The sequence below is a fragment of the Erysipelothrix urinaevulpis genome, from assembly GCF_009828835.1.
GTDB classification, from domain to species: domain Bacteria; phylum Bacillota_I; class Bacilli_A; order Erysipelotrichales; family Erysipelotrichaceae; genus Erysipelothrix; species Erysipelothrix urinaevulpis.
This window is the reverse complement of record NZ_WTTB01000001.1, coordinates 41810-62666: the sequence shown is the minus strand read 5'-3', so window position 1 is coordinate 62666 and position 20857 is coordinate 41810. Positions and strand designations below refer to the sequence as shown.

The window sequence follows — 20857 nt, the reverse complement described above, 5'->3', positions numbered from 1 at the left end:
CACCCACCGTTATTGTATCATAAAATTAGCGATCACCGTTAAAAATTGAATTTTTAACAATTATATAATCTACTTTTGTTAAAGACTCAAGTGTTTTTCCTCCAGCATATGAAATGGAGGATTGTAAATCTTGTTGCATTGCTTTTATCGTATCAGCAATATTTCCTTTATGTTCGATAAGGATTTTTTTACCTTCAACGTTTTTCTTTTCACCTTTTTGATATTCAGATGCACTTCCAAAGTACTCTTTGTAGGTAACACCATCTTTATCAATTGTTTCTCCTGGGGATTCTTCATGGCCTGCAAAAAGTGAACCAATCATGACCATACTTGCACCAAATCGAATTGATTTCGCAATATCACCATGGTCTCTAATTCCACCATCTGCAATCAGGGGTTTACTGGCTGCTTTTGCACACCAATTCAGTGCCGCTAGTTGCCAACCGCCTGTTCCAAATCCTGTTTTTAGTTTTGTTGTACATACTTTACCTGGTCCGATTCCAACTTTTGTTGCATCAGCTCCTGCTCGTTCTAAGTCTCGAACGGCTTCAGGGGTTCCAACGTTTCCAGCAATCACGAAAGATTCTGGTAAATGTTGCTTAATGTATTTTATCATTCGTATTACAAATTCCGAGTGGCCATGAGCAACATCAATCGTAATATACTCTGGTTTTAAGTTTTTCTCAACCATTTCATCAACAAATGAATACTCATCTTCCTTAATTCCAACACTGATTGAAGCAAACAAACCTCTGTCTTGCATCATTTTAATAAAATCGAGACGTTTATTTTCCTCGAAGCGATGCATTACATAAAAATAATCGTTTTCTGCTAAAGTAATAGCTAGTTTTTCATCAATGATAGTTTGCATATTAGCTGGAACGACAGGCATCTTAAATGTTCTGTTTCCAAATTGTATGCTTGTATCACATTCTGATCGACTTTGTACGATACATTTATTCGGTATTAACTGTATATCTTCATAATCAAATATCTTCATTCTTTCTCCTTCTTTTGATGGTAAGCATTGTAAAGTTCATTTTTACTAACCTTTGATTCTTTTGCGGTATGACTGATCGCTTTAGATGGTTTCATACCATCTTCAATCAATGAATCAATTTTTGCCAATAAGTCATCCTGGGATGTCGTCTCATCCTCCGACTTTTCAATGACAATAACGTATTCACCTTTTTGAACATCGATCGAATTCATAACGTCTAAAAGAGGTCCTCGAATAAACTCTTCATGCTTTTTGGTGATTTCCCGTGCGAGGCACACCTGCCGGTCACCGAGAACATCATACATAATTTTTAAAGTCTTTTCCACTTTGTGAACCGATAAATAATAGACTAAGGTCATTTTTAAGTCTTTTACTTCATTTAATTGATTAATAATACCCTGTTCTTTCGCCTCTAAAAAACCTAAAAAAGCAAACGGATGAACGATTAATCCAGATGCAACAAGCGCTGCTAAAAAAGCACTACTCCCTGATATTGGCACAACATTGTAGCCCGCTTTAATCACTTCATGGGAGACAGTATGTCCAGGATCTGATATTAATGGATAGCCTGCATCACTTATTAAAGCAATATTTTTACCAGCCTCTAAATGCTTAACAATATCAATACTTGCTGTATCTTCATTGAAATCATGATAGGCAATCATCGGAGTTTTAATGTCAAAATGTTTCAATAAAAAAGCTGAGTTTCTTGTATCTTCCGCCGCGATTAAATCAACAGTTTTCAATATCTCAACTGCTCTTGGCGTCATTTCATTTAAATTTCCAATGGGTGTCGCAACTAAAAAGAGTGTTGCTTGATCATTTTTAAAACTTTGTTGAATCATAACATCTCCCTTTCACTCACCATATATGAGAACTGATCAATGAGTAATTTAACACTAACTCCTGGCCTTATACGATCTTGAATATCAACAATGATTGACTTTAAATCGTAGTTATCTGTCAATCTGAACATCATTTTTAAACTTTCTGAGAACTTATTCAGGTCCACTTTCATATGATTATTTAATACCGCATTATAAAGACTTGCGGCTTCAATTTTACTGTTTGAATAAACACTGAGAAAATCATTCACAGCATCAAACAATTGGGCACTTTCTTTGTCGTTTAGTCTTTTTTCTAATCCTTCCCAATCATTTTCTAATTCGAGGTAAGCATGGATCATCAACTCATCATAACCTTCTTCAAGGGCTTTTTTCCGTAACACATCCTGTTGTTCTTCATCAAGGGTTAAAATTAAACATCGGGACTGAATTGTATCAAGGACTCGATTCAAAGATTGAGCTGTTAAGATTGCTGTTATATCCGAACTGGGTTCTTCTAAAAATTTTAATAAACTATTTAACGCTGATGGTGTCGCTGCATCGACATTGTGAATAATATAAACTCGTTTTTGTCTTTTTTCTAAAGCAGTTTGACTTAGTTCGCTTTTTAATTCAAGTATATTTTCTTTTTTAATTCGTTCTTCATCAGGATTTACAATAATTAAGCTCGCATGTTCTTCTCGTTCAACATTGAGACAATCACTACAATGATCACAGTACCCTGGTGTTTGTTGTTGACATAAAATAGACTTTGCCATATATTTCGCAAGTTCGTCTGTATTTTTACCATTTAACAAATAGGCATGTGACGTCATATTTTTTAATTGTTGACGATGAAAAAAGTCAAGAACACGCTTTTGTCTTAACTTTAGTGAACTCATTTTAAATGTACTCCTTTATTTTTTTAATACTTGAAGCGATGACTTCTTCCAAACTTACTTCAGCATCAATTCGTTGAATTCTTTGAGGATTTTCCTGCCATAATTGATGGTAAGCTTCATAGACTCTTTCATGAAATGTATCACCTGCTTGTTCAAGGCGGTCTTTGAAACCTCTTTGACCAATGCGTTCCATCCCTATTTCTGGGTGAACATCAAAAAATAAGGTCAAGTTAGGCATGCAATTCTCAATTGCGAACGTATTAATTTGATAAACTTCGTCAATTCCAATGTCTCGACCATAGCCTTGATACGCGAGCGAACTATCGATAAAACGATCGCATAAAACTATTTTATTTGCTTTAAGTGCAGGTTGTATCTTCTCGACAACATGTTGTCTTCGACTTGCTGCATAAAGTAAAGCTTCTGTTCTGTCGTCCATTTCTTGATGGTCAGGATTCAATATTAGATTTCGTATTTCTTCAGCAATTCTAATGCCTCCTGGTTCACGGGTCATGATAACATCATACCCCTCTTGAGTTAGATAATCATAAACTTCCTTGATAACTGTTGATTTTCCACTTCCTTCTGGTCCTTCAAAACTAATAAAATATCCCATAACACACCTCTTTTTGATAATTATAGCATGGATTAATGACCTTGCGACAAGCATATGATAGACTTAAGATTATGGAGGGTTTATGAAACAAGAAAAAAAGAGGTATTCCGGTAAAATTATTGATGTCTATGATGTGATGTTTGATGATTTTGAAGCAGAGGTTTTAAAACATTCTGGTGGTGTGTGTGTTGCTACAAGTCTGAACGGCAAAGACTTTTTTCTGGTGAAGCAATTCCGTTTTGGTTCGAATGAAACCATGATTGAGTTTCCTGCTGGTAAAATAGATCCCGGTGAAAAACCAATCGAGGCTGCTCATCGTGAATTGCGTGAAGAAATTGGCTATGCATGTGAGACCTTGATTCCTTTGGGTCATGTCTATCCATCACCAGCATATTTAGATGAAATATTGTATCTTTATTATGCTGAAGGATTAACATTTGTGGGACAGGATTTAGATGATGATGAAGAACTAGACGTATTCACTCAAGATTTAGAATGGATCGAAGATAAAATATTAAAAAATGAGATTACGGATAGTAAAACGATTGCATTACATATGCGATTAAAACATTATCTTAAGTCGAAGGTATAATGCTTTTTGGTAAGTTTAGTGTTGATGAGAAAATTCTTGTCAACACTTTTTTATAAAAAAAAGAGCTTTCGCTCTTTTAATGTTAATTTAAATGTTCTTGATGCATGTTTATTCTTTAGCTTTATTCTTAGGTAAAATAAAGACTTGCTCTTCTGATTTTGATAGAAGATGGGTTCCACGTGCATAATTTTGAACATAGGTTGGATCTTCTAGTTTTGTTTTTTCTAATGTTAATTCGTTTTGACGTGTTGTTAGTGTTTCAAATTCTGTCTCAACAACTTTAAGTTCTTGATTTAATTTGAATGTCGTCATTAACTCTTTTACTGAATTCATCATGAAAAAAGCAAAGATTGTTAATCCGACTGCACCTGCAATAAACGGACCAATCTTACGAGTTCGATTCTTCTTTCTCTTCATTGTAGCTTGTGTCATTTATTGTTCATCTTCTTTCTACTTTATAATTCTTACACTTCAATTATACTGACAATCTCATTTTTTGCAAGAGTTGGCAGTGTTTTACGCGTTGTGATCAATTAGTTTATACATCATACCATCTTTATTGAATAGTTTGGGATTTAGGTCGGTTATTTCACAAAAAATTCGTTTATGCTCGAAATTAATTTCGAGGATATCTCCAGCAAATACTTCTGTTGAAGGCTTCGCGACTTTACCATCAATCAATACGCGTCCTTCAGTAGCAAGTTGTTTTGCTATCGTTCGTCGTTTAATAATTCGTGATACTTTCAAGTATTTATCAAGTCTCATTGTCATTCACCTGCACTTCCTCTAAGATTTGAATCATTTGTTTTATCCATTCGTTGCTATTGGGTATTATGATCACAATTTTTTGTTTTATATATTTTATTTCTATATCATAAGACATTTCTGATATTAACTGAAATAGATGGACACCATCAATAATATCAGAATATTCTTGTGTAAATACAAGTTCGACATGGTTATATTTTTCGTGGAATGCTTCAATTCGTAGATCTTTCAAGAAAAGTTCTAATCGTGTTTTTTCGAGTAACATTTCAACAGATTCTGGGAGCTGCCCATAACGATCTTGAATACTTTGGTAATAGTTTTCATAGTCTTTTAATGTTTCGATGGATTGGATTTCTTGATAAAAATCTAATTTTTCTGAATCGTTAAAGGTAAAATTATCTGGAAGATAGCCACTTGAATTAATGGTCAGATCTTCTTTTTTCTCTTCTTTTTGAATCCCTTTTCTCTGATCAATGGCTTCTTTAAGTAATTCCACATAGAGATCCATTCCTACTGTATCGATAAATCCTGACTGATTAGCACCTAACATTTCTCCTGCACCTCGTATGCTTAAATCTCGCATTGCGATTTTATAGCCACTACCTAGCTGAGAAAACTCTTTGATTGCTTGTAATCGTTTGGTGGCAATTTCTGTTAAACTCTTTTTCTGAGGTACAACAAAATAAGCATAAGCCAAACGATCACTCCGTCCAACTCGTCCTTTTATTTGGTAAAGTTGTGATAAGCCAAATTTGTGGGCATTATCGACAATCATGGTATTGGCATTGGGGATATCAATCCCGGTTTCAATGATTGTTGTACAGACAAGCACATTAATATTTTTGTTGATGAACTCTAACATTATATCTTCAATACTATGGCGATCCATTTGACCATGTATGACGCCAACCTTCGCTTCTTCGATTTCCATTGAAATTGAATTTGCTACGGTATAAATTTGATTAACATTGTTGTAAAGATAAAACACCTGACCATCTCGTCGTATTTCTTTAAGTATAACGTCATGCAGGGTCTTTTTATTCTTCTCAATCACATAGGTCATAACTGGTAATCGATCTTGGGGAGGTGTATTGAGTTGAGATAAGGAACGTAAACCAATAAGAGACATTTGTAGGGTTCTGGGAATTGGTGTAGCACTTAAAGATAGAACATCGACCATTGCACGATATTCTTTAATTCTTTCTTTATGCTCAACACCAAAACGTTGTTCTTCATCAATCACTAAAAAGCCTAAATCTTTGAATACAATATCCTTTGACAGCACTCTGTGTGTACCAATTAAAATATCGACCTTCCCTTGTTTAACACGGTCAATGATTTCTTTTTGCTTCTTATCTGAAACAAATCGATTTAACACTTCAATTGTTACTGGATAGTTTACAAATCGTTCTTTGAAGGTTTGGTAATGTTGTGAACTTAGAATTGTTGTTGGACACAGAAAGACAACTTGTTTTCCTGATATAACTGCTTTAAATGAAGCACGAATTGCAACTTCAGTTTTACCAAAACCGACATCTCCGCTTAGAAGACGATCCATTGGTTTGTTGCTTTCCATATCATTTTTAATCTCAAGAATTGCTTTTTCTTGGTCAATCGTGAGGGGGTATGGAAATTCTTTTTCAAATTGCATTTGTAACTCGTTATCTTTCTCAAACTCAAAGCCAGTCTCTTCAAGGCGCTGTGAGTAGATATGAATCAGTTTATCCGCAATTTGAGCAACATCTTCTTTAACTTTTGCTTTGTTTCTTTCCCAAGTATCTGTCCCTAATTTATTTAGACGAACTGCATTCGCATCTGAAGACATGTATTTACGGACAAGATGAAATTTTTCTAAAGGTACAAATAACTCATCACCATCTTTATACATTATTCGCATGAAGTCTTTTTCAATGTTATCGTAGTTTTTTGTTGTTATCCCCATGTATTTTCCAATACCATATTGGCGATGCACAACATAATCATAGGTTCCTAAGTCTTGAAGACGTTCTAAGTTCTCTGCTTCGAAGAATTTATTATCATATCTAAATGTCTTTCCTTTGTGATTTAAAATTTCTTCAGCACTGTAAACATCAATTTCCAAGTCATCAAAAGAAATACCAACAACCTGTGATGACTCAAATAAATATAAACCCGGTTTTTTAGGGTAATTCACTTGTTCTTTGTATTCTATGCCTAAATGATCGAGTCTAGCGTGTAGAGAGCTTTTATTATCCTCTGTAACGGTAATTATTTTTACTTTGCTGGTGCTCTCACGCTCTAACCAACGTAAAACATCGTCACTATTGTTCATTGTTAAACGATTTTGGTGCCACGGTAAAAGATATGTTTCTCTTTGACCTTGGAATTCATACACAGATATTGAATTATTTAAGGTGGGTTTAATGTCGATAAACAGATCGTTAAATTTAACAAGTTGATGCAAACTTGTTTGCTCACTGATAAACAAATCACTGTCTAAAACATAACTTTCCAATTCTTTTGTGAATGATTCAATCGGTGATATATAAATATCATTAAGATTCACAAATTCTAAAATGGAGGTAGAATTTTCCCATTTTGCAAGCAAAGGATACATCGTATGATCATAAATACCTTGCTCTAATTGATCAAGAGCAATTGCCATATTATCCCGTGTTTCTTTATCTTTAATTTGATCTCTTGCATTCTTTGTGATTGATTTACATTCCTCTTGGGTTAATAAAACTTCCTCTGCAAAGATGATTGTTGCTGTGGTTAGTGGGGCAATTGATCGCTGAGTCTTCACATCAAAAAAGCGAATACTTTCAACAAGATCATCAAAAAACTCAATTCTGATGGGATGAGAATAATTCGCAGAATAAACGTCAAAAACACCACCTCTAAAACTAAAACACAGTGGCCTATCAACATACTTAACTCTTTGGTAACCCATATTATGTAAAGATTTAATCAAGTCATCGCGATTGATTTCATCATCTTCATTTAGCGTAAGTATATGTTCTTTAAAGGTATCAGGTTTTGATATCCTACGAACACTTGCTGATGCGTGAGTAATTAAAACATCATAGTCTTGTGCTAACAATGCATAAATTGTATTTAAACGTTCTTCCTTCAGAACATCTGACTGAGAAATTGCTTCTACCCGTAATGACGTTTCATGTAAATAATGTTTTACTTTGATGCTTGGATCAATGCTTAAGATCATTTCGTATAAGTTCAAAACCTGTTGATCATTTTCTTTTAATATGACTTGATGTTTTTTTCCTTGAACTTTTGCACCAACAATTAGTAAAGCTTCTTGCAATAATGACAAGTGTGCAAAAGACTCTTCTCCACGAAACCAAGCACTGACCAATTCATTGTTTTTTAAATACTCTTCAAACCACGTCATTTTTGATTATAGGTGTTCATGAGAGTACTCAACGATTCACCATCTAAATACTCCACAACGAAATCTGTAGCCCTTCCTAGTGCTACATCATCATCAAGTTTACCCAAAACATATTTAACAGTTTCAATTCTAGGGTTTTTTCCAATACCAACTCGTAACCTTGGGAATTCATTATGACCGAAATGATCAATAATATTTTGAATTCCTTTTTGTCCCCCCGAACTTCCTTTCAAACGAACACGTAATCGTCCACGATCTAAATTCATATCATCGCTAATCACCAAGACATCTTCAGGATTAATATTGTAATAATTTACAAATTGAATCAAAGATTCCCCAGATAAATTCATATACGTTTGTGGTTTGATGAGTAATACTTTCTCATTATTATAAAAGAACTCTGCATAATGCGCATTAAATTTCTTGAGTTCAACTTTTTCATTTAATCGTTTAGCAACCTCGTCCACAACTAAAAAACCAACATTATGTCGGGTTTTTGCATATTGTTTTCCTGGATTGCCTAATCCTACTATAACTTTCATAATTTCCTCCAAAACACCTTTAATTTTAGCATGTTTAAGGTAAAAAAATAAAGAATAAGGAGTGTCCCTATTCTTTATTTCCATCATACATGATTTTTAAATGACGATTACGACCCGAGCCTTCACTTTGAGTTTTAATGTTCGGCATCGATTGTAACTCTTTATGAATTACTTTACGTTCATCATTTGACATTGGATCAAGCGCTGCATCAATTTTTGTTCTTTGAACAGTCTTTGCAACTCGTTGGGCCATTGCCATTAATTTTTGATAACGATTCTTTTTATAACTATTAATATCAAAATTCACATAGAAGCGACGTTTGAACTTAGAACTTATAACACTTCGAATCAGATTGCTCATGCCATTTAAGGACGAGCCATTCTTCCCAATCAGAATTGCATTGTTCTCTGCATTCAAATCAATCGTCACATTGTTTCGTGTGGCAACAACTTGGCATTCTACCTCAAGTCCTAAACCTTCGAAAAAATTTGTGAAGTATTCTTTAACAAATTCTTCAACATCTTGAGGGGCAAAAACTTCCGCTGTTACACTTGCACCAAATCCTAAAAAGCCTGATTTTTCTTCTAGTATATGGTATGTCAACTCTTCAACACTCGTATTTTTTTCTAATGCTACTTCATTTAGTACATCTTCAATTGTACGTGCAGTATATTGCTTCATGGTATCCCCTTTCTAATTATTTGTGATCTGAATATTTATTTTGAATATATAGTGTTTGAATCAATTGAGTAAATGCTGTAACCATCCAGTATAAACTCATTCCAACACCCCAACGCAATGCTAGTACAACAATCATAACAAGTGATGTATACATCATTGTATTTGCACTCTTTGGTTGACTTTGTTTTTGATATGACTTCATCTTTTTCTTTGTCAAATATTGTGGTAAGAACATGGATAGGAATTGGAATAAAGCCATTAAAACGAAAATTCCAATGTAAACCGCATTTCCTGTTTTAAATCCATCCAGTGGTGTTCCTGATAAAGGTTGACCAAATACATTACCATTAATAATTTGCTCAGCACGCATAACTGCTTGATACATCGCAATCATGATAGGAATTTGTAAGAATGCTCCACCTAATGCTCCAAGTGGATTAATATTGTGTTTCTTAAACAATTGTTGAAGTTCATTCGCTTTTTGCATTTTAGCTTGCTCATCATCACGACCACGATATTTTTCTTCAATTCGTTGTTGTGCAGGTCCAATCTCCTGCATTTTTTGTTGTTGAACTGTTGCTTGAATCGATAACTTCAATGTTAATAATTTAATTAAAATTGTAACAATGAAAATCGCTGCTAATGCACCAACTCGTGCTGCAAAAAAGTTTAATAACTGAGCAATAGGCCAAACAATTAACGCACTAAACCATCCTTGCTCACCAAAATTCCATTTATCTCCAATTGAGATAATTTTCTCAGTCATTACTTGGCCTGTTTTTGGATCGATAACTTGTGTACATCCAGTCAGGGCAATTAATATGACTGCAATTAATAATAGTTTTTGATACTTTTTCATCGTATTCTCCTTACTAGACATTCACCTTACATTTTAACCGTTTTCATAAGTTTTTCCAAGTCATTTCGGTTTTCTTCAAATGTTTTAGTAAAATATCCTCTTCTAACCATAATTACATAATCATATTCATGTGTTTGACAGTCTATTTCTTTGATCATATTCCGTATTTGTCGCTTCGTTTTATTTCTTACAACAGCATTCCCTAATTTCTTTGATACAGCGATACCATAACGCGCATTATCTTCAGATTTTTCTTTAATATAAATTGTGTAAGACTTTGAAGCTTTATAGCGTCGTTTTTGAATAATTTGATCGAATTCACTACTGTCTTTAATTCTATATTTTTTTTTCATATTTTTAAAAAAAGTCACCCGCTAGGGTGACCATTTACGCTGTTAATTCTTTTCTTCCTTTTTTACGACGACGGGCAACGACGCGACGACCGCTTGAAGTTTTCATGCGCGCTCTAAAACCATGAGTTTTTTGATGTTTCCTTTTACTCGGTTGATATGTTCTTTTCATATGAAAAGCACCTCCAATTCTTTATACAAGAGTAAATGCTTTAAAAGTATATAAGATATAGAGCAAAATGTCAATTTTATCTCATAATTTGTTTAATTTAAAGTGTGGATTACTCTCAATCGTCTTTGTGGATAACTGTGTTTACTCGTTTCCATATTTTTTTTGATAAAAAAACATATCCACGACTAATTAACACCATTTTCAACATGAGTTATCAACATTTTGTGGAAATGTTAATAACACCATTTTAACCTTTATACAAGCCATTTTTATCTGTTGACACTTACTGTATAACTTGTTTGTTTTTCCTCTTCATAAAAACTATCAACATGACTGTGGACAATTTAAACTTATCCACAAGTTATAAACATTCCAAATTTTGTGGATAACTGTGGAAAACTATTATATATCCACTATATAAGCCTTTTTACAATGTTAATGTTTGTGGATAAGGTGTTGGTATCTTTTTTAGCAATGGAAATGTCTTTTTAATTTGCTATTATAGAACTAAAGGAGAAGTGAAAAATGTCAACATTGCAATTTTATTTAGAAGACGTTTGGGGAAATGTCAAAAGATCCATCAAAGATAGTAATCATTTTGATGAACCAATCTATAAAACTTACTTTGAAGAATCCCGACTCGCTTCTTTAAATGATACGAAAGCTATAATTTTAGTTCCAACGTACTTACAAAAGATTATTTTGTCAGAAGAAATGCCAATTATTTCAAATACATTGAATTCAGTATTAGAAAAAGAAGACATCGCCTGTGAAATTTTCCTCGAAAGTGAATTTAAAGAAGATATTGTCCATCAAGAAGTTCAAAAACCTGTTGTTGTTCAAAATAAAGTTCTAAGAAATGATGGGGTGAACCCTCAGCAGACCTTTGATAACTTTGTTGTTGGACCAAGTAATAAAGAAAGTCATTCTGCTGCACTTGGATGTGCTTATCGACCTGGGCAATTTTATACACCCTTATTTATATATGGTAATTCAGGTTTAGGAAAAACTCATTTACTAAATGCTATAGGAAACTATATTAAAAAACTCAATCCCAACGCTAAAGTACTCTACACATCAAGTTCTGATTTTGTTCGGAAAGTTGCAAGCACGATTGCAAGTGGTTCGATCGAAGTCTTTAAAGAAGAAATGTACCAACTCGATGTCTTATTAATTGATGATATTCAGTTCTTAGCTGGTAAAGAGAAATCTCACGAGATTTTCTTCCATATCTTTAATGAATTAATCTATAACCGAAAGCAAATTGTTATTACCAGTGACCGTTTACCAACTGAGATAAAAGGTCTAGAAGATCGCTTAATTAGTCGCTTCTCATCAGGTTTATCTGTTGGTGTCGACTCTCCAGAGTTCGAAACTTCACTGGCTATCCTTGAAGTTAAAATTAAAAACGAAGGCATTGATATGTCACTCTTTGACGATGATGTGCTGCATTATATTGCCGCTAATTTTTCTAAAGATGTCAGGATGCTAGAAGGTGCTTTGAATCGATTACTCTTTTATTCAATTGAGTTTTCTCGTTATGAGCATATTGATATTACGATTGCGATGAATGCATTTAAAACTGGCGGGGAACCTATCCACTCTAAGGATTTGGATACTCGAACAATTAAACGGATTGTTTCTGATTATTATGGATTAACTCAAGCCCAGCTTGTTTCAAAATCTCGAACGAAGGCCATTGCGAATGCGCGACATATTGCCATTTACTTATGTCGAAAACATTTAGATCTTCCCTACAATAAGATTGGTGAAGATTTTGGTGGAAGAGACCATTCAACGATTATAAATTCATGTGACAAGATTGAAAAGCTATTAAAAACTGATCAATTGCTCGCTAAAGCAATCTATGAAATAGAAAATAAAATCTTGTAATTATCCCCACTGTTAAACATTCTATCCACACTGTAAAAACATCATAATAACCTTTAACAATGCGTTATTAGAGTTTTGTCCACGAATCCACAGTGCCTAATAGTATTAATTCATTAAATAAGTATTATATATAACACATGCGTGTTTCAATTTATGTTATAATTACATAAACTACATTGGAGGTCCTTATGAAATTTAGTATCAAAAAAACATCACTACATAAAGTACTATCTTCAGTTGGTAGAGCATCTTCAACTTTTTCACCTTTACCAATTTTATCAGGAATCAAATTTGATCTTAGAAATGATGCATTGACTTTAATTGCAAGTGATTCAAACATTAGTATTAAAGAAACTATTTATGCATCGAAAGATAATGAACTTAATATTTCAGAAGAAGGTAGTGTTGTTTTAGAGTCTCGTTATATTTTAGAATCTGTTAGAAAATTAGATAGCGATATTATTCATTTAGAAATCATTGATGGTGCACTGACAAGAATTAGTGGTAATCATGCTGAATATATGATTAATGGAAGTAAGTCTGATTTATATCCAAACATTGATTTCACAAAGCCTGAAGCAAGTTTTAAAGTACCGGGTCGCACGTTAAAAGAAGTGATTGATCAAACGGCATTTGTTTGTTCGACAAGTGAGGATCGCCCAATTTTTACAGGTGTTAATTTTAAGACTGATGGAAATTTATTACACTGTGTAGCAACTGATAGTTATCGTTTAGCTAAAAAGGTTGTTGATTTAGGCGTGGAAATGGATTTCAATATTTCAGTCCCTGCTTCAAATTTATATGAAGTAGCTAAATCAATTCAAGATGGTAATGATGTTGAGATTGCTGTATCAGATAAATTGGTTCAATTCTATGTTGAAGATACTTTGATTCAATCACGTTTGATTGATGGTATTTTCCCTGATGTCAATCGTTTAATTCCAAGTGAATTTGGCTTTGAATTACTGATTAGTAAAAGTCATTTTATTACTGCGATTGATCGTTCTTCATTTTTAAAGAGTGAAGGGTATTGGACAGTTAAATTAGAAGCAAGTCAAGATACTATTGAATTAAGTTCTAAATCTCAAGAAATTGGGTCGTCTCAAGAAGTCTTAAATCCTATTGAATATAAAGGTGGTTTTTTAAAGATTTCATTTAGTGGCCGTTATATGATGGAAGCGTTGAAATCATTTAAACATGATGAGATTTTAATTAAATTTGTGGGTGAGATGCAAGCGTTTGTTTTAATTGATTCAAAAGATGATTCAATTTTACAACTCGTTTTACCAGTTAGAACGTTTGACTAATTGTTTTAAATAATAGTTTCTAAGGTGAACTTTTATAAAAGTTCACCTTTTATTTATTGACTCTACCACGGTGTGAGCCTTTATAATGGAATTGAGCTCAAAGAAAGGAATGTCATATATGATAAAAATTGGTGATTTTTCTAAACTTTCAAGAATTAGTATTCGAATGTTGAGATACTACGATGAGGAAGATATTTTAAAGCCTTACTTTATTGATGAATCAAATGGTTATCGTTATTATAAAGCCTCACAACTTTTAACAACATCACTTATCGTGAACCTGCGTGATTTGGGATTTGGGAGTCATGCAATCCGGGATATTGTTGATAATGACGATAATAAGCAATTACTTCAATCTCTTTTTGAAGTGCAAAAGAAAACGTTGAAAGACGATAAGAGGGCGTTAGAGCATCGTTTAAAGCTTCTTGATAGTTTGATGTCAAAATTAGAAGGAGACAGTGATATGAGTTTAGTTGTTAATGTAAAGACGATTCCAGAACGTTTGGTGATGAGTACAAGGGATACACTTGAAAAGTATGAAGATGAAGGCAAACTTTGGGAAGTAATGTTCCAAGACCTAAAACATCAAAAGTTTGAGATGGCTAATCCAAGTATTTCATGTGCTATATTTCATGATAAAACCTACAAAGAACAGGATGTTGATGTAGAAATTCAAGTATCAATCGTATCAGAAATTCAAGAAACTGATAATGTAAAATGTAAAATGATGCCAAGTGTAGAGGTTGCTTCAGTTATTATGAAGGGAAGCTACAACACGATGACAGATGTTGCCCACACAATGGGTCATTGGATCGAAAATAATGGTTATGAATTTGCTGGAGCGATGTTTAATATATACATTGTTAGTCCAGCACAAAATCCTGATCCCAATGAATGGATTACGGAAGTGTGTTACCCAATAAAGAAAAAATAAAAATGCGGATTGATTATTTGTTAAAAGCAAAAATCAATCCTTTTTTATTACCGAACGTTTGACGATAATGAACGATAAGATAAAATTAGTATTACCGTTTATAGACTTTGTTTTAACAAGCTTGTGAAATAAAACTTTTTTTTCGTATTGGGACTGCTAAAGATGAAATTTTTCACGATTTGTAGTATAATATGAGAGTGTGAAAAAGGATGGTTATTATGAAAAAACAAGAAGCTCATATCACTTTAGGACAATTTTTAAAGTTAAAAGATTATGTTAATTCAGGTGGTGAAGCGAAACACTTAATTAATACTTTTTCGATTCAAGTCAATGGCGAAGAAGATAATCGTCGTGGTCGAAAATTATACAATGATGACGTTGTTGTGATTAACGGTACTCGTTACACAGTCAATGGTATCAATGAAAATTGAGAAGATTAAACTTCGTCAGTTTCGTAATCTTAATCAGGTTGAATTAGAGTTTAAGAATAATCTTAATATTCTTGTTGGTAATAATGGACAAGGTAAAACTAATTTTATTGAGTCGATTGTTTATTTATCATCAGGACGATCATTTCGTTTAGGGAATGATTTAGGTTTGCTTGAAGATTCAAAAGGATTTGCTAGGGTTGATGCGCTTTTGAAGCGTAAAGAAGAAACATATCAGCTTCAAGCTGTTATTAGCAATCAAGGAAAGTATTTTGAAGTGAATCAAAAAGCATGTTCATTAATGAGTGACTTTATTGGTTACTGCAATGTCGTGTTATTTAATCCAGATGATTTACAATTTTTCAGTAATACCCCTAAAAAGCGTCGAAGGGAAATTGATTTTGAATTAGGAAAGATGTCAAAAATGTATATGCATCGTTTAAGTCAGGCAAGTAAAATTTTAAGCGAAAGAAATGCATATTTGAAAACACACACTATTGATACCGATTATCTTAGTATATTAACTGAATCATTGATTGAAGAATCAGAGTACATTATTAAGTCTCGTCAAGCAATGATTAAAAAATTAGAACCAATTGTTGATGAAAAATATAAATTTTTAAGTGGTAGCCAAGCTTCAATAGAACTTGAATATCGATCAACATGCACTAATATGGAAAATATAAAAGATGATTTGCGTGGGAAAATGAACCAAAGTTTACAACGCGATCTTGATTTTAAAATGACTCATGTAGGAATACATCGAGATGATTTTGTATTTAAGATGAATGGTAACATGGTTGTTGATGTCGCATCGCAAGGTCAAAAACGATTGATAATTCTTGCTTATAAATTAGCACTTGTCGATATGATTGTGGCTAAGGATCATGAATTTCCAATTCTTTGTCTTGATGATTTGTTTTCAGAATTAGATAAAGAAAAGCGAGCGATGGTTTTAAAGACACTTGATCCAAGAATGCAAGTATTTGTGACAACAACAGATGTAGAGTTTGTTTCTCAAAAAGAAGATGTATCAGTATTTACAGTTGTGCAAGGTAGAATAAATGAGGAGGTTAGTGCATGAATAACAAAGTTGAACATTCGTACACGTCAGATGATATACAGGTTCTAGAAGGATTAGAAGCTGTTCGTAAACGACCAGGAATGTATATTGGAACAACATCATCAAGGGGATTGCACCATTTAGTATGGGAAATTGTTGATAATGCAATCGATGAGGCGCTGGCAGGCTATGCGAGTGAGATTGTTGTTGAAGTTGATAAAGATAATATTATTTATGTCAAAGACAATGGACGTGGAATTCCAATTGGAGTTCATGAAAAAACAGGTGTATCGACATTAGAAACCATTTTTACTGTGCTTCATGCAGGTGGAAAATTTGGTGGAGGCGCTTATAAAGTTTCTGGAGGACTTCATGGTGTTGGAGCTTCAGTTGTTAATGCGCTCTCTGAATTTTTAGAAGTACGCTCATTTATTGATGGCATCGAATACTATGTTCGGTTTGAAAATGGTGGAGAGATTGTTGTCCCAATTGAAGAACGAGGTGCAACAGTCGAAAAAGGTACGCATGTAAGTTTTAAACCAGATGCGAGCATTTTCACTGAAACCACAGAATTTTCTCACGACATACTTAGAGACCGACTACGCCAAATGGCATTTTTAAACAAAGGAATTCGTATTGTTTTTGTTGATCAAAGAATTGAAAAAGAAGACGAAAAAATTCAAGTATTTCAATATGAAAATGGACTTCAAGAATATATCCAATTCATGAATAAGAACAAAAATCCAATTCATGAAGAAATTGTTTATGTTGATGGAGAAGAAGAAAATATTATGGTCGAAGTTTCAATGCAATATAACGATGGCTTTGTTCCAAATATTTATTCTTTCTGTAACAATATTAATACACAAGAAGGTGGGACTCATGAAGATGGATTCCGTCTTGCTTTAACACGTGTGATTAATAATTATGCCCGTGATAATAACTTACTTAAAAAAGATGAAGAAAACTTCCAAGGTGATGATGTTAGAGAAGGGTTGACGGCCATTATCTCTGTTAAACATCCTGATCCACAATATGAAGGACAAACGAAAACCAAACTAGGAAATAGTGAAGTACGTCGAATTGTTTCGAGTGTATTTGGCGCTCAATTAGATCGTTTCTTAATGGAACATCCAGATGAAGCTAAAATCATTATTGAAAAAGCGAAAGTTGCGTCAAAAGCTCGTGTAGCTGCAAAAAACGCACGTGAATTAACACGTCGTAAAGGAGCCTTAGAAGTCTCATCACTTCCAGGTAAATTGGCAGACTGCTCAAATAGAAATCCCGCAGAATCTGAAATCTATATCGTGGAGGGTGACTCTGCTGGTGGAAGTGCTAAGCAGGGTAGAGATAGTAGTTTTCAAGCTATTTTACCACTTCGAGGTAAAGTTATTAACGTTGAAAAATCACGTGTTCATCGAATTTTTGAAAATAATGAAATTAGGATGATGATCACAGCATTTGGAACAGGTGTTGCAGATGAACTTGATTTGGATAAATTACGCTATCATAAAATTATTATTATGACGGATGCTGACGTTGATGGTGCTCACATCCGAACATTACTCTTAACCTTCTTTTATCGATTCTTAAGACCATTGATAGAAAATGGTTATGTTTATATTGCTCAACCACCATTGTATAAAATTTCACGCGGTAACAAGTTTGATTATGCTTATGCTGAAGAAGAACTTGAGGAATTGAAAGAAGAGTATGGAGAACGTCATAACGTTCAACGCTATAAAGGACTTGGAGAAATGAACCCTGAACAATTATGGGAAACTACCATGGATCCTGAAACACGTACTTTAATTAAAGTAAATATCGAAGACGCTATGGAAGCAGATTCAGTCTTTGAAATTTTAATGGGTGATGAAGTAGCGCCACGTCGTGAATTTATTGAAACAAATGCCCAATATGTTAAGAACTTAGATATCTAGGAGGATGAATTAATGGAAGAAAATGCAAATTTTGATCGTATAAAAGAGATTAACATTGCAGATGAAATGAAAACGTCGTTTTTAGATTATGCAATGTCAGTTATTGTTTCTAGAGCACTCCCAGATGTCAGAGATGGTTTAAAACCAGTTCACCGTCGTATTTTATTTGCGATGTTTGATCTAGGAATGACAAGTGATAAACCATTTAAAAAGTCAGCTCGTATTGTCGGGGAAGTCATTGGTAAGTATCACCCTCATGGTGATAGTGCTGTTTATAACTCAATGGTGCGTATGGCTCAAGACTTTTCATATCGTTATATGCTTGTTCAAGGGCATGGTAACTTTGGTTCGATTGATGGTGATGGTGCAGCTGCGATGCGTTATACGGAAGCACGTATGTCCAAGATATCGATGGAATTATTAAGAGACATTAATAAAGATACAGTTGACTTCGTTCCAAACTATGATGGTGAAGAAAATGAACCCAGTGTTATGCCATCACGATTCCCTAATCTACTTGTTAATGGAGGAACAGGGATTGCGGTTGGAATGGCGACGAATATTCCACCACATAACTTAGGTGAAATAATCGATGCAACAATTGCTTTAATGTACAATTCAGAAATAACAACATTAGAATTAATGGAAAACCACATTCAAGGACCAGATTTCCCAACTGGGGCTTATATCTTAGGCCGTAGTGGAATAAAACGTGCATTTGAAACAGGACGTGGATCTGTTGTAATGCGTGCAAAATCAGATATCAAAGAAATGCCGAATGGAAAAACAAAAATTACAATTACAGAAATTCCATACCAAGTAAATAAAGCAAATCTGGTTGAAAAGATTGCGGAATTAGTTAGAGAAAAAGCAATTGATGGCATCACGGATTTAAGAGATGAATCAAATCGAGAAGGAATTAAAATTATTATCGAACTCAGAAAAGATGTTCAAGCTGAAGTTGTTATGAATCAGTTATATCGTTTAACTGCTTTACAAAGTTCCTTTGGTGTAAATATGCTTGCGCTAGTTGATAATAAACCTAAATTATTAAGTTTGAAAGATTCACTCAGTCTATATCTTGACCATCAAATTGAAATTATCACACGAAGAACTCAATTTGATTTGGATCGTGCTGAAAAACGTGCTCATATTTTAGAAGGCTTAATTATTGCTTTAGATAATATTGATGAAGTCATTGAAATAATTCGTTCGTCTAAAGATGATAATGAAGCAGGAAATCGTTTATTAGAGCGATTTGGTCTGACAGAATTGCAATCTAAAGCTATCTTAGATATGCGTCTTCGTCGATTGACAGGTTTAGAGCAAGAAAAATTAGAATCTGAATATCAAGAAATATTAGCTGTTATTTTAGATTTAAAAGATATTTTAGCAAATCATGCTCGTTTACTATCAATCATTGAAGAAGAATTATTAGAAATTAAAGATAAATTTGGTGATGATCGTCGTTCAGTCATCAGTGATGCTGATATTGATATGCTCGATGAAGATTTAATTCCAGAAGAAGAAATTGTTATTGCTCTTACACAGAATGGTTATATCAAGCGTACAGTTCTTGATTCATTCAATGTTCAAAACAGGGGTGGTAAGGGTGTTCGAGGCATTTCCACATTTGATGATGATGTTGTTGAACAGATTCTAGCAATGTCGACACACGACTATTTACTAATCTTTACAAACAAAGGGAAAGTTTATCGCTTACGCGGATTTAATATCCCACAAGCTAGTCGTACATCAAAAGGTGTTCCAGTGGTAAACTTAATCGAACTTGATGAAGATGAAACTGTATCAAGCTTGGTAAAAGTTTCACAAGAAGATGACTCTAAATTTGCTTTCTTTGTAACACGTAAAGGAATTGTTAAACGAGTAGCGTTGGAAGAGTTTGACTCGATTCGTCGTAATGGTAAAATTGCAATATCCTTAAAAGAAGATGATGAGCTTTACACAGTTCGATTAACAACTGGTGAAAATGAAATTATTATTGGAGCAAGTAATGGGAAAGCAGTTCGCTTTTTAGAAGATGACGTTCGTGTCATGGGACGGACAGCTTCAGGTGTTATTGGCTTTAGTCTTGAAGACGAAGATTCAGTTGTTGGTGCTTCAACAGATCGAGAAGGACTTGAAATTTTATCCATCACTGAAAATGGATATGGTAAACGTACTGACTTGACGGAGTACCGCAAGACTAAGCGAGGTGCTAAAGGTGTTAATACAATCATTGTGAATGAACGCAATGGTAACTTAGCAGCTCTTAGAGCGATTAATGGTGACGAAGAGTTACTCTTAATGTCAGATCAAGGAAGTATGATTCGGATTTCAGTTGATAATATCGGTAAGTATGGTCGCTCAACAATGGGAGTTCGGATATTTAACCTTTCAGATGGTGACTTTGTCGCTTCCACAACAGTTTTAGCGGCTGAAGAAGAATTGGATGATGAAAATCTGCTTTCTGAAAACAATGAAAACGAAGACACAGTTGAAATTGACAAGTAAAAGAAAAATGATATAATTTAATAAACTCAATGAAAGGGAATAATGCAGGGCGTTAGTACAGAGAGATGATGGTAGGTGTG

The 20857-nt window shown here is 33.8% G+C and carries 20 protein-coding genes and 1 other annotated feature (1 of these 21 only partly in view); of the genes, 8 read left to right on the top strand and 12 right to left on the bottom strand.

What is annotated here, in order from left to right; translation table 11 throughout:
- Nucleotides 1-25: 25 nt before the first annotated feature.
- Genes guaC through tmk form a run of 4 tightly spaced genes read right to left on the bottom strand, consistent with a single transcriptional unit; the run spans nucleotide 26 to nucleotide 3342 of the window.
- Complete coding sequence (gene guaC, locus GVV10_RS00315) at nucleotides 26-1000, bottom strand: GMP reductase (RefSeq protein WP_159518361.1); 975 nt, start codon at nucleotides 998-1000, stop codon at nucleotides 26-28.
- Complete coding sequence (gene rsmI, locus GVV10_RS00310) at nucleotides 997-1845, bottom strand: 16S rRNA (cytidine(1402)-2'-O)-methyltransferase (protein WP_159518359.1); 849 nt, start codon at nucleotides 1843-1845, stop codon at nucleotides 997-999. Before rsmI ends, guaC begins: the two co-directional genes overlap by 4 nt.
- Entirely contained in the window at nucleotides 1842-2726 is an 885-nt protein-coding gene (locus GVV10_RS00305) for a hypothetical protein (RefSeq protein WP_159518357.1), read from the bottom strand. Before GVV10_RS00305 ends, rsmI begins: the two co-directional genes overlap by 4 nt.
- A gap of 1 nt (nucleotide 2727) precedes the next feature.
- A complete protein-coding gene (tmk, locus tag GVV10_RS00300; protein ID WP_159518355.1) occupies nucleotides 2728-3342 on the bottom strand; it encodes a dTMP kinase in 615 nt (204 codons plus the stop codon).
- An 82-nt stretch (nucleotides 3343-3424) separates the two neighbouring features.
- Between tmk and GVV10_RS00295 the strand changes: the two genes are divergently transcribed.
- Nucleotides 3425-3934, top strand: coding sequence for an NUDIX hydrolase (locus tag GVV10_RS00295; protein ID WP_159518353.1), 510 nt, complete (start codon nucleotides 3425-3427; stop codon nucleotides 3932-3934).
- 108 nt (nucleotides 3935-4042) lie between these two features.
- On the opposite strand, the gene GVV10_RS00290 is transcribed toward GVV10_RS00295, so the two are convergent.
- The 8 genes from GVV10_RS00290 to rpmH all read right to left on the bottom strand — a co-directional run bounded on the left by GVV10_RS00290 (nucleotide 4043) and on the right by rpmH (nucleotide 10698).
- Entirely contained in the window at nucleotides 4043-4366 is a 324-nt protein-coding gene (locus tag GVV10_RS00290) for a septum formation initiator family protein (protein WP_159518350.1), read from the bottom strand.
- Nucleotides 4367-4450: 84 nt separating this feature from the next.
- Nucleotides 4451-4699 carry an RNA-binding S4 domain-containing protein gene (locus tag GVV10_RS00285; protein WP_159518348.1) on the bottom strand — a complete coding sequence of 83 codons (249 nt, stop codon included), beginning with the start codon at nucleotides 4697-4699 and terminating at the stop codon, nucleotides 4451-4453.
- Nucleotides 4689-8093 (bottom strand): transcription-repair coupling factor, encoded by a 3405-nt coding sequence (mfd, locus tag GVV10_RS00280; RefSeq protein WP_159518346.1) that lies wholly within the window; start codon nucleotides 8091-8093, stop codon nucleotides 4689-4691. The genes GVV10_RS00285 and mfd overlap by 11 nt, the downstream gene beginning before the upstream one ends.
- The gene (gene pth, locus GVV10_RS00275; protein ID WP_159518344.1) at nucleotides 8090-8635 is read right to left on the bottom strand and encodes an aminoacyl-tRNA hydrolase; all 546 of its coding nucleotides are present in this window, start codon (nucleotides 8633-8635) and stop codon (nucleotides 8090-8092) included. Before pth ends, mfd begins: the two co-directional genes overlap by 4 nt.
- A 67-nt stretch (nucleotides 8636-8702) precedes the next feature.
- Entirely contained in the window at nucleotides 8703-9317 is a 615-nt protein-coding gene (locus GVV10_RS00270) for a Jag family protein (protein WP_159518342.1), read from the bottom strand.
- A 16-nt stretch (nucleotides 9318-9333) separates the two neighbouring features.
- On the bottom strand, nucleotides 9334-10176 hold the full coding sequence (yidC, locus tag GVV10_RS00265) for a membrane protein insertase YidC (protein ID WP_159518340.1): 843 nt from the start codon (nucleotides 10174-10176) through the stop codon (nucleotides 9334-9336).
- A 26-nt stretch (nucleotides 10177-10202) separates the two neighbouring features.
- Nucleotides 10203-10529: a ribonuclease P protein component gene (gene rnpA / locus GVV10_RS00260; protein WP_159518337.1), complete on the bottom strand. Its 327-nt coding sequence runs from the start codon at nucleotides 10527-10529 to the stop codon at nucleotides 10203-10205.
- Nucleotides 10530-10563: 34 nt separating this feature from the next.
- Complete coding sequence (gene rpmH / locus GVV10_RS00255) at nucleotides 10564-10698, bottom strand: 50S ribosomal protein L34 (RefSeq protein ID WP_159518335.1); 135 nt, start codon at nucleotides 10696-10698, stop codon at nucleotides 10564-10566.
- Nucleotides 10699-11223: 525 nt separating this feature from the next.
- On the opposite strand from rpmH, the gene dnaA reads away from it, so the two are divergent.
- From dnaA to gyrA, 7 genes are all read left to right on the top strand, one after another.
- Nucleotides 11224-12591: a chromosomal replication initiator protein DnaA gene (gene dnaA, locus GVV10_RS00250; protein ID WP_159518333.1), complete on the top strand. Its 1368-nt coding sequence runs from the start codon at nucleotides 11224-11226 to the stop codon at nucleotides 12589-12591.
- A 188-nt stretch (nucleotides 12592-12779) separates the two neighbouring features.
- Entirely contained in the window at nucleotides 12780-13898 is a 1119-nt protein-coding gene (gene dnaN, locus GVV10_RS00245) for a DNA polymerase III subunit beta (RefSeq protein ID WP_159518331.1), read from the top strand.
- A gap of 118 nt (nucleotides 13899-14016) precedes the next feature.
- Nucleotides 14017-14832 carry a MerR family transcriptional regulator gene (locus GVV10_RS00240; RefSeq protein ID WP_159518329.1) on the top strand — a complete coding sequence of 272 codons (816 nt, stop codon included), beginning with the start codon at nucleotides 14017-14019 and terminating at the stop codon, nucleotides 14830-14832.
- 218 nt (nucleotides 14833-15050) lie between these two features.
- Nucleotides 15051-15263, top strand: a complete 213-nt coding sequence (locus tag GVV10_RS00235; protein WP_456236450.1) for an RNA-binding S4 domain-containing protein — start codon at nucleotides 15051-15053, stop codon at nucleotides 15261-15263.
- Nucleotides 15253-16344, top strand: coding sequence for a DNA replication/repair protein RecF (gene recF / locus GVV10_RS00230; protein ID WP_159518325.1), 1092 nt, complete (start codon nucleotides 15253-15255; stop codon nucleotides 16342-16344). Before GVV10_RS00235 ends, recF begins: the two co-directional genes overlap by 11 nt.
- Nucleotides 16341-18263 carry a DNA topoisomerase (ATP-hydrolyzing) subunit B gene (gene gyrB, locus GVV10_RS00225; RefSeq protein ID WP_159518323.1) on the top strand — a complete coding sequence of 641 codons (1923 nt, stop codon included), beginning with the start codon at nucleotides 16341-16343 and terminating at the stop codon, nucleotides 18261-18263. Before recF ends, gyrB begins: the two co-directional genes overlap by 4 nt.
- Before the next feature lie 12 nt (nucleotides 18264-18275).
- Complete coding sequence (gene gyrA, locus GVV10_RS00220) at nucleotides 18276-20777, top strand: DNA gyrase subunit A (RefSeq protein WP_159518321.1); 2502 nt, start codon at nucleotides 18276-18278, stop codon at nucleotides 20775-20777.
- A 20-nt stretch (nucleotides 20778-20797) separates the two neighbouring features.
- Nucleotides 20798-20857: a binding site (T-box leader), on the top strand; it runs 124 nt beyond the window's last position.

Excerpts from the sequence above, each read along its gene's own strand:
- guaC (WP_159518361.1), bottom strand. The coding sequence starts at position 1,000 with ATGAAGATATTTGATTATGAAGATATACAGTTAATACCGAATAAATGT.
- rsmI (WP_159518359.1), bottom strand. The coding sequence starts at position 1,845 with ATGATTCAACAAAGTTTTAAAAATGATCAAGCAACACTCTTTTTAGTT.
- GVV10_RS00305 (WP_159518357.1), bottom strand. The coding sequence starts at position 2,726 with ATGAGTTCACTAAAGTTAAGACAAAAGCGTGTTCTTGACTTTTTTCAT.
- tmk (WP_159518355.1), bottom strand. The coding sequence starts at position 3,342 with ATGGGATATTTTATTAGTTTTGAAGGACCAGAAGGAAGTGGAAAATCA.
- GVV10_RS00295 (WP_159518353.1), top strand. The coding sequence starts at position 3,425 with ATGAAACAAGAAAAAAAGAGGTATTCCGGTAAAATTATTGATGTCTAT.
- GVV10_RS00290 (WP_159518350.1), bottom strand. The coding sequence starts at position 4,366 with ATGACACAAGCTACAATGAAGAGAAAGAAGAATCGAACTCGTAAGATT.
- GVV10_RS00285 (WP_159518348.1), bottom strand. The coding sequence starts at position 4,699 with ATGAGACTTGATAAATACTTGAAAGTATCACGAATTATTAAACGACGA.
- mfd (WP_159518346.1), bottom strand. The coding sequence starts at position 8,093 with ATGACGTGGTTTGAAGAGTATTTAAAAAACAATGAATTGGTCAGTGCT.
- pth (WP_159518344.1), bottom strand. The coding sequence starts at position 8,635 with ATGAAAGTTATAGTAGGATTAGGCAATCCAGGAAAACAATATGCAAAA.
- GVV10_RS00270 (WP_159518342.1), bottom strand. The coding sequence starts at position 9,317 with ATGAAGCAATATACTGCACGTACAATTGAAGATGTACTAAATGAAGTA.
- yidC (WP_159518340.1), bottom strand. The coding sequence starts at position 10,176 with ATGAAAAAGTATCAAAAACTATTATTAATTGCAGTCATATTAATTGCC.
- rnpA (WP_159518337.1), bottom strand. The coding sequence starts at position 10,529 with ATGAAAAAAAAATATAGAATTAAAGACAGTAGTGAATTCGATCAAATT.
- rpmH (WP_159518335.1), bottom strand. The coding sequence starts at position 10,698 with ATGAAAAGAACATATCAACCGAGTAAAAGGAAACATCAAAAAACTCAT.
- dnaA (WP_159518333.1), top strand. The coding sequence starts at position 11,224 with ATGTCAACATTGCAATTTTATTTAGAAGACGTTTGGGGAAATGTCAAA.
- dnaN (WP_159518331.1), top strand. The coding sequence starts at position 12,780 with ATGAAATTTAGTATCAAAAAAACATCACTACATAAAGTACTATCTTCA.
- GVV10_RS00240 (WP_159518329.1), top strand. The coding sequence starts at position 14,017 with ATGATAAAAATTGGTGATTTTTCTAAACTTTCAAGAATTAGTATTCGA.
- GVV10_RS00235 (WP_456236450.1), top strand. The coding sequence starts at position 15,051 with ATGAAAAAACAAGAAGCTCATATCACTTTAGGACAATTTTTAAAGTTA.
- recF (WP_159518325.1), top strand. The coding sequence starts at position 15,253 with ATGAAAATTGAGAAGATTAAACTTCGTCAGTTTCGTAATCTTAATCAG.
- gyrB (WP_159518323.1), top strand. The coding sequence starts at position 16,341 with ATGAATAACAAAGTTGAACATTCGTACACGTCAGATGATATACAGGTT.
- gyrA (WP_159518321.1), top strand. The coding sequence starts at position 18,276 with ATGGAAGAAAATGCAAATTTTGATCGTATAAAAGAGATTAACATTGCA.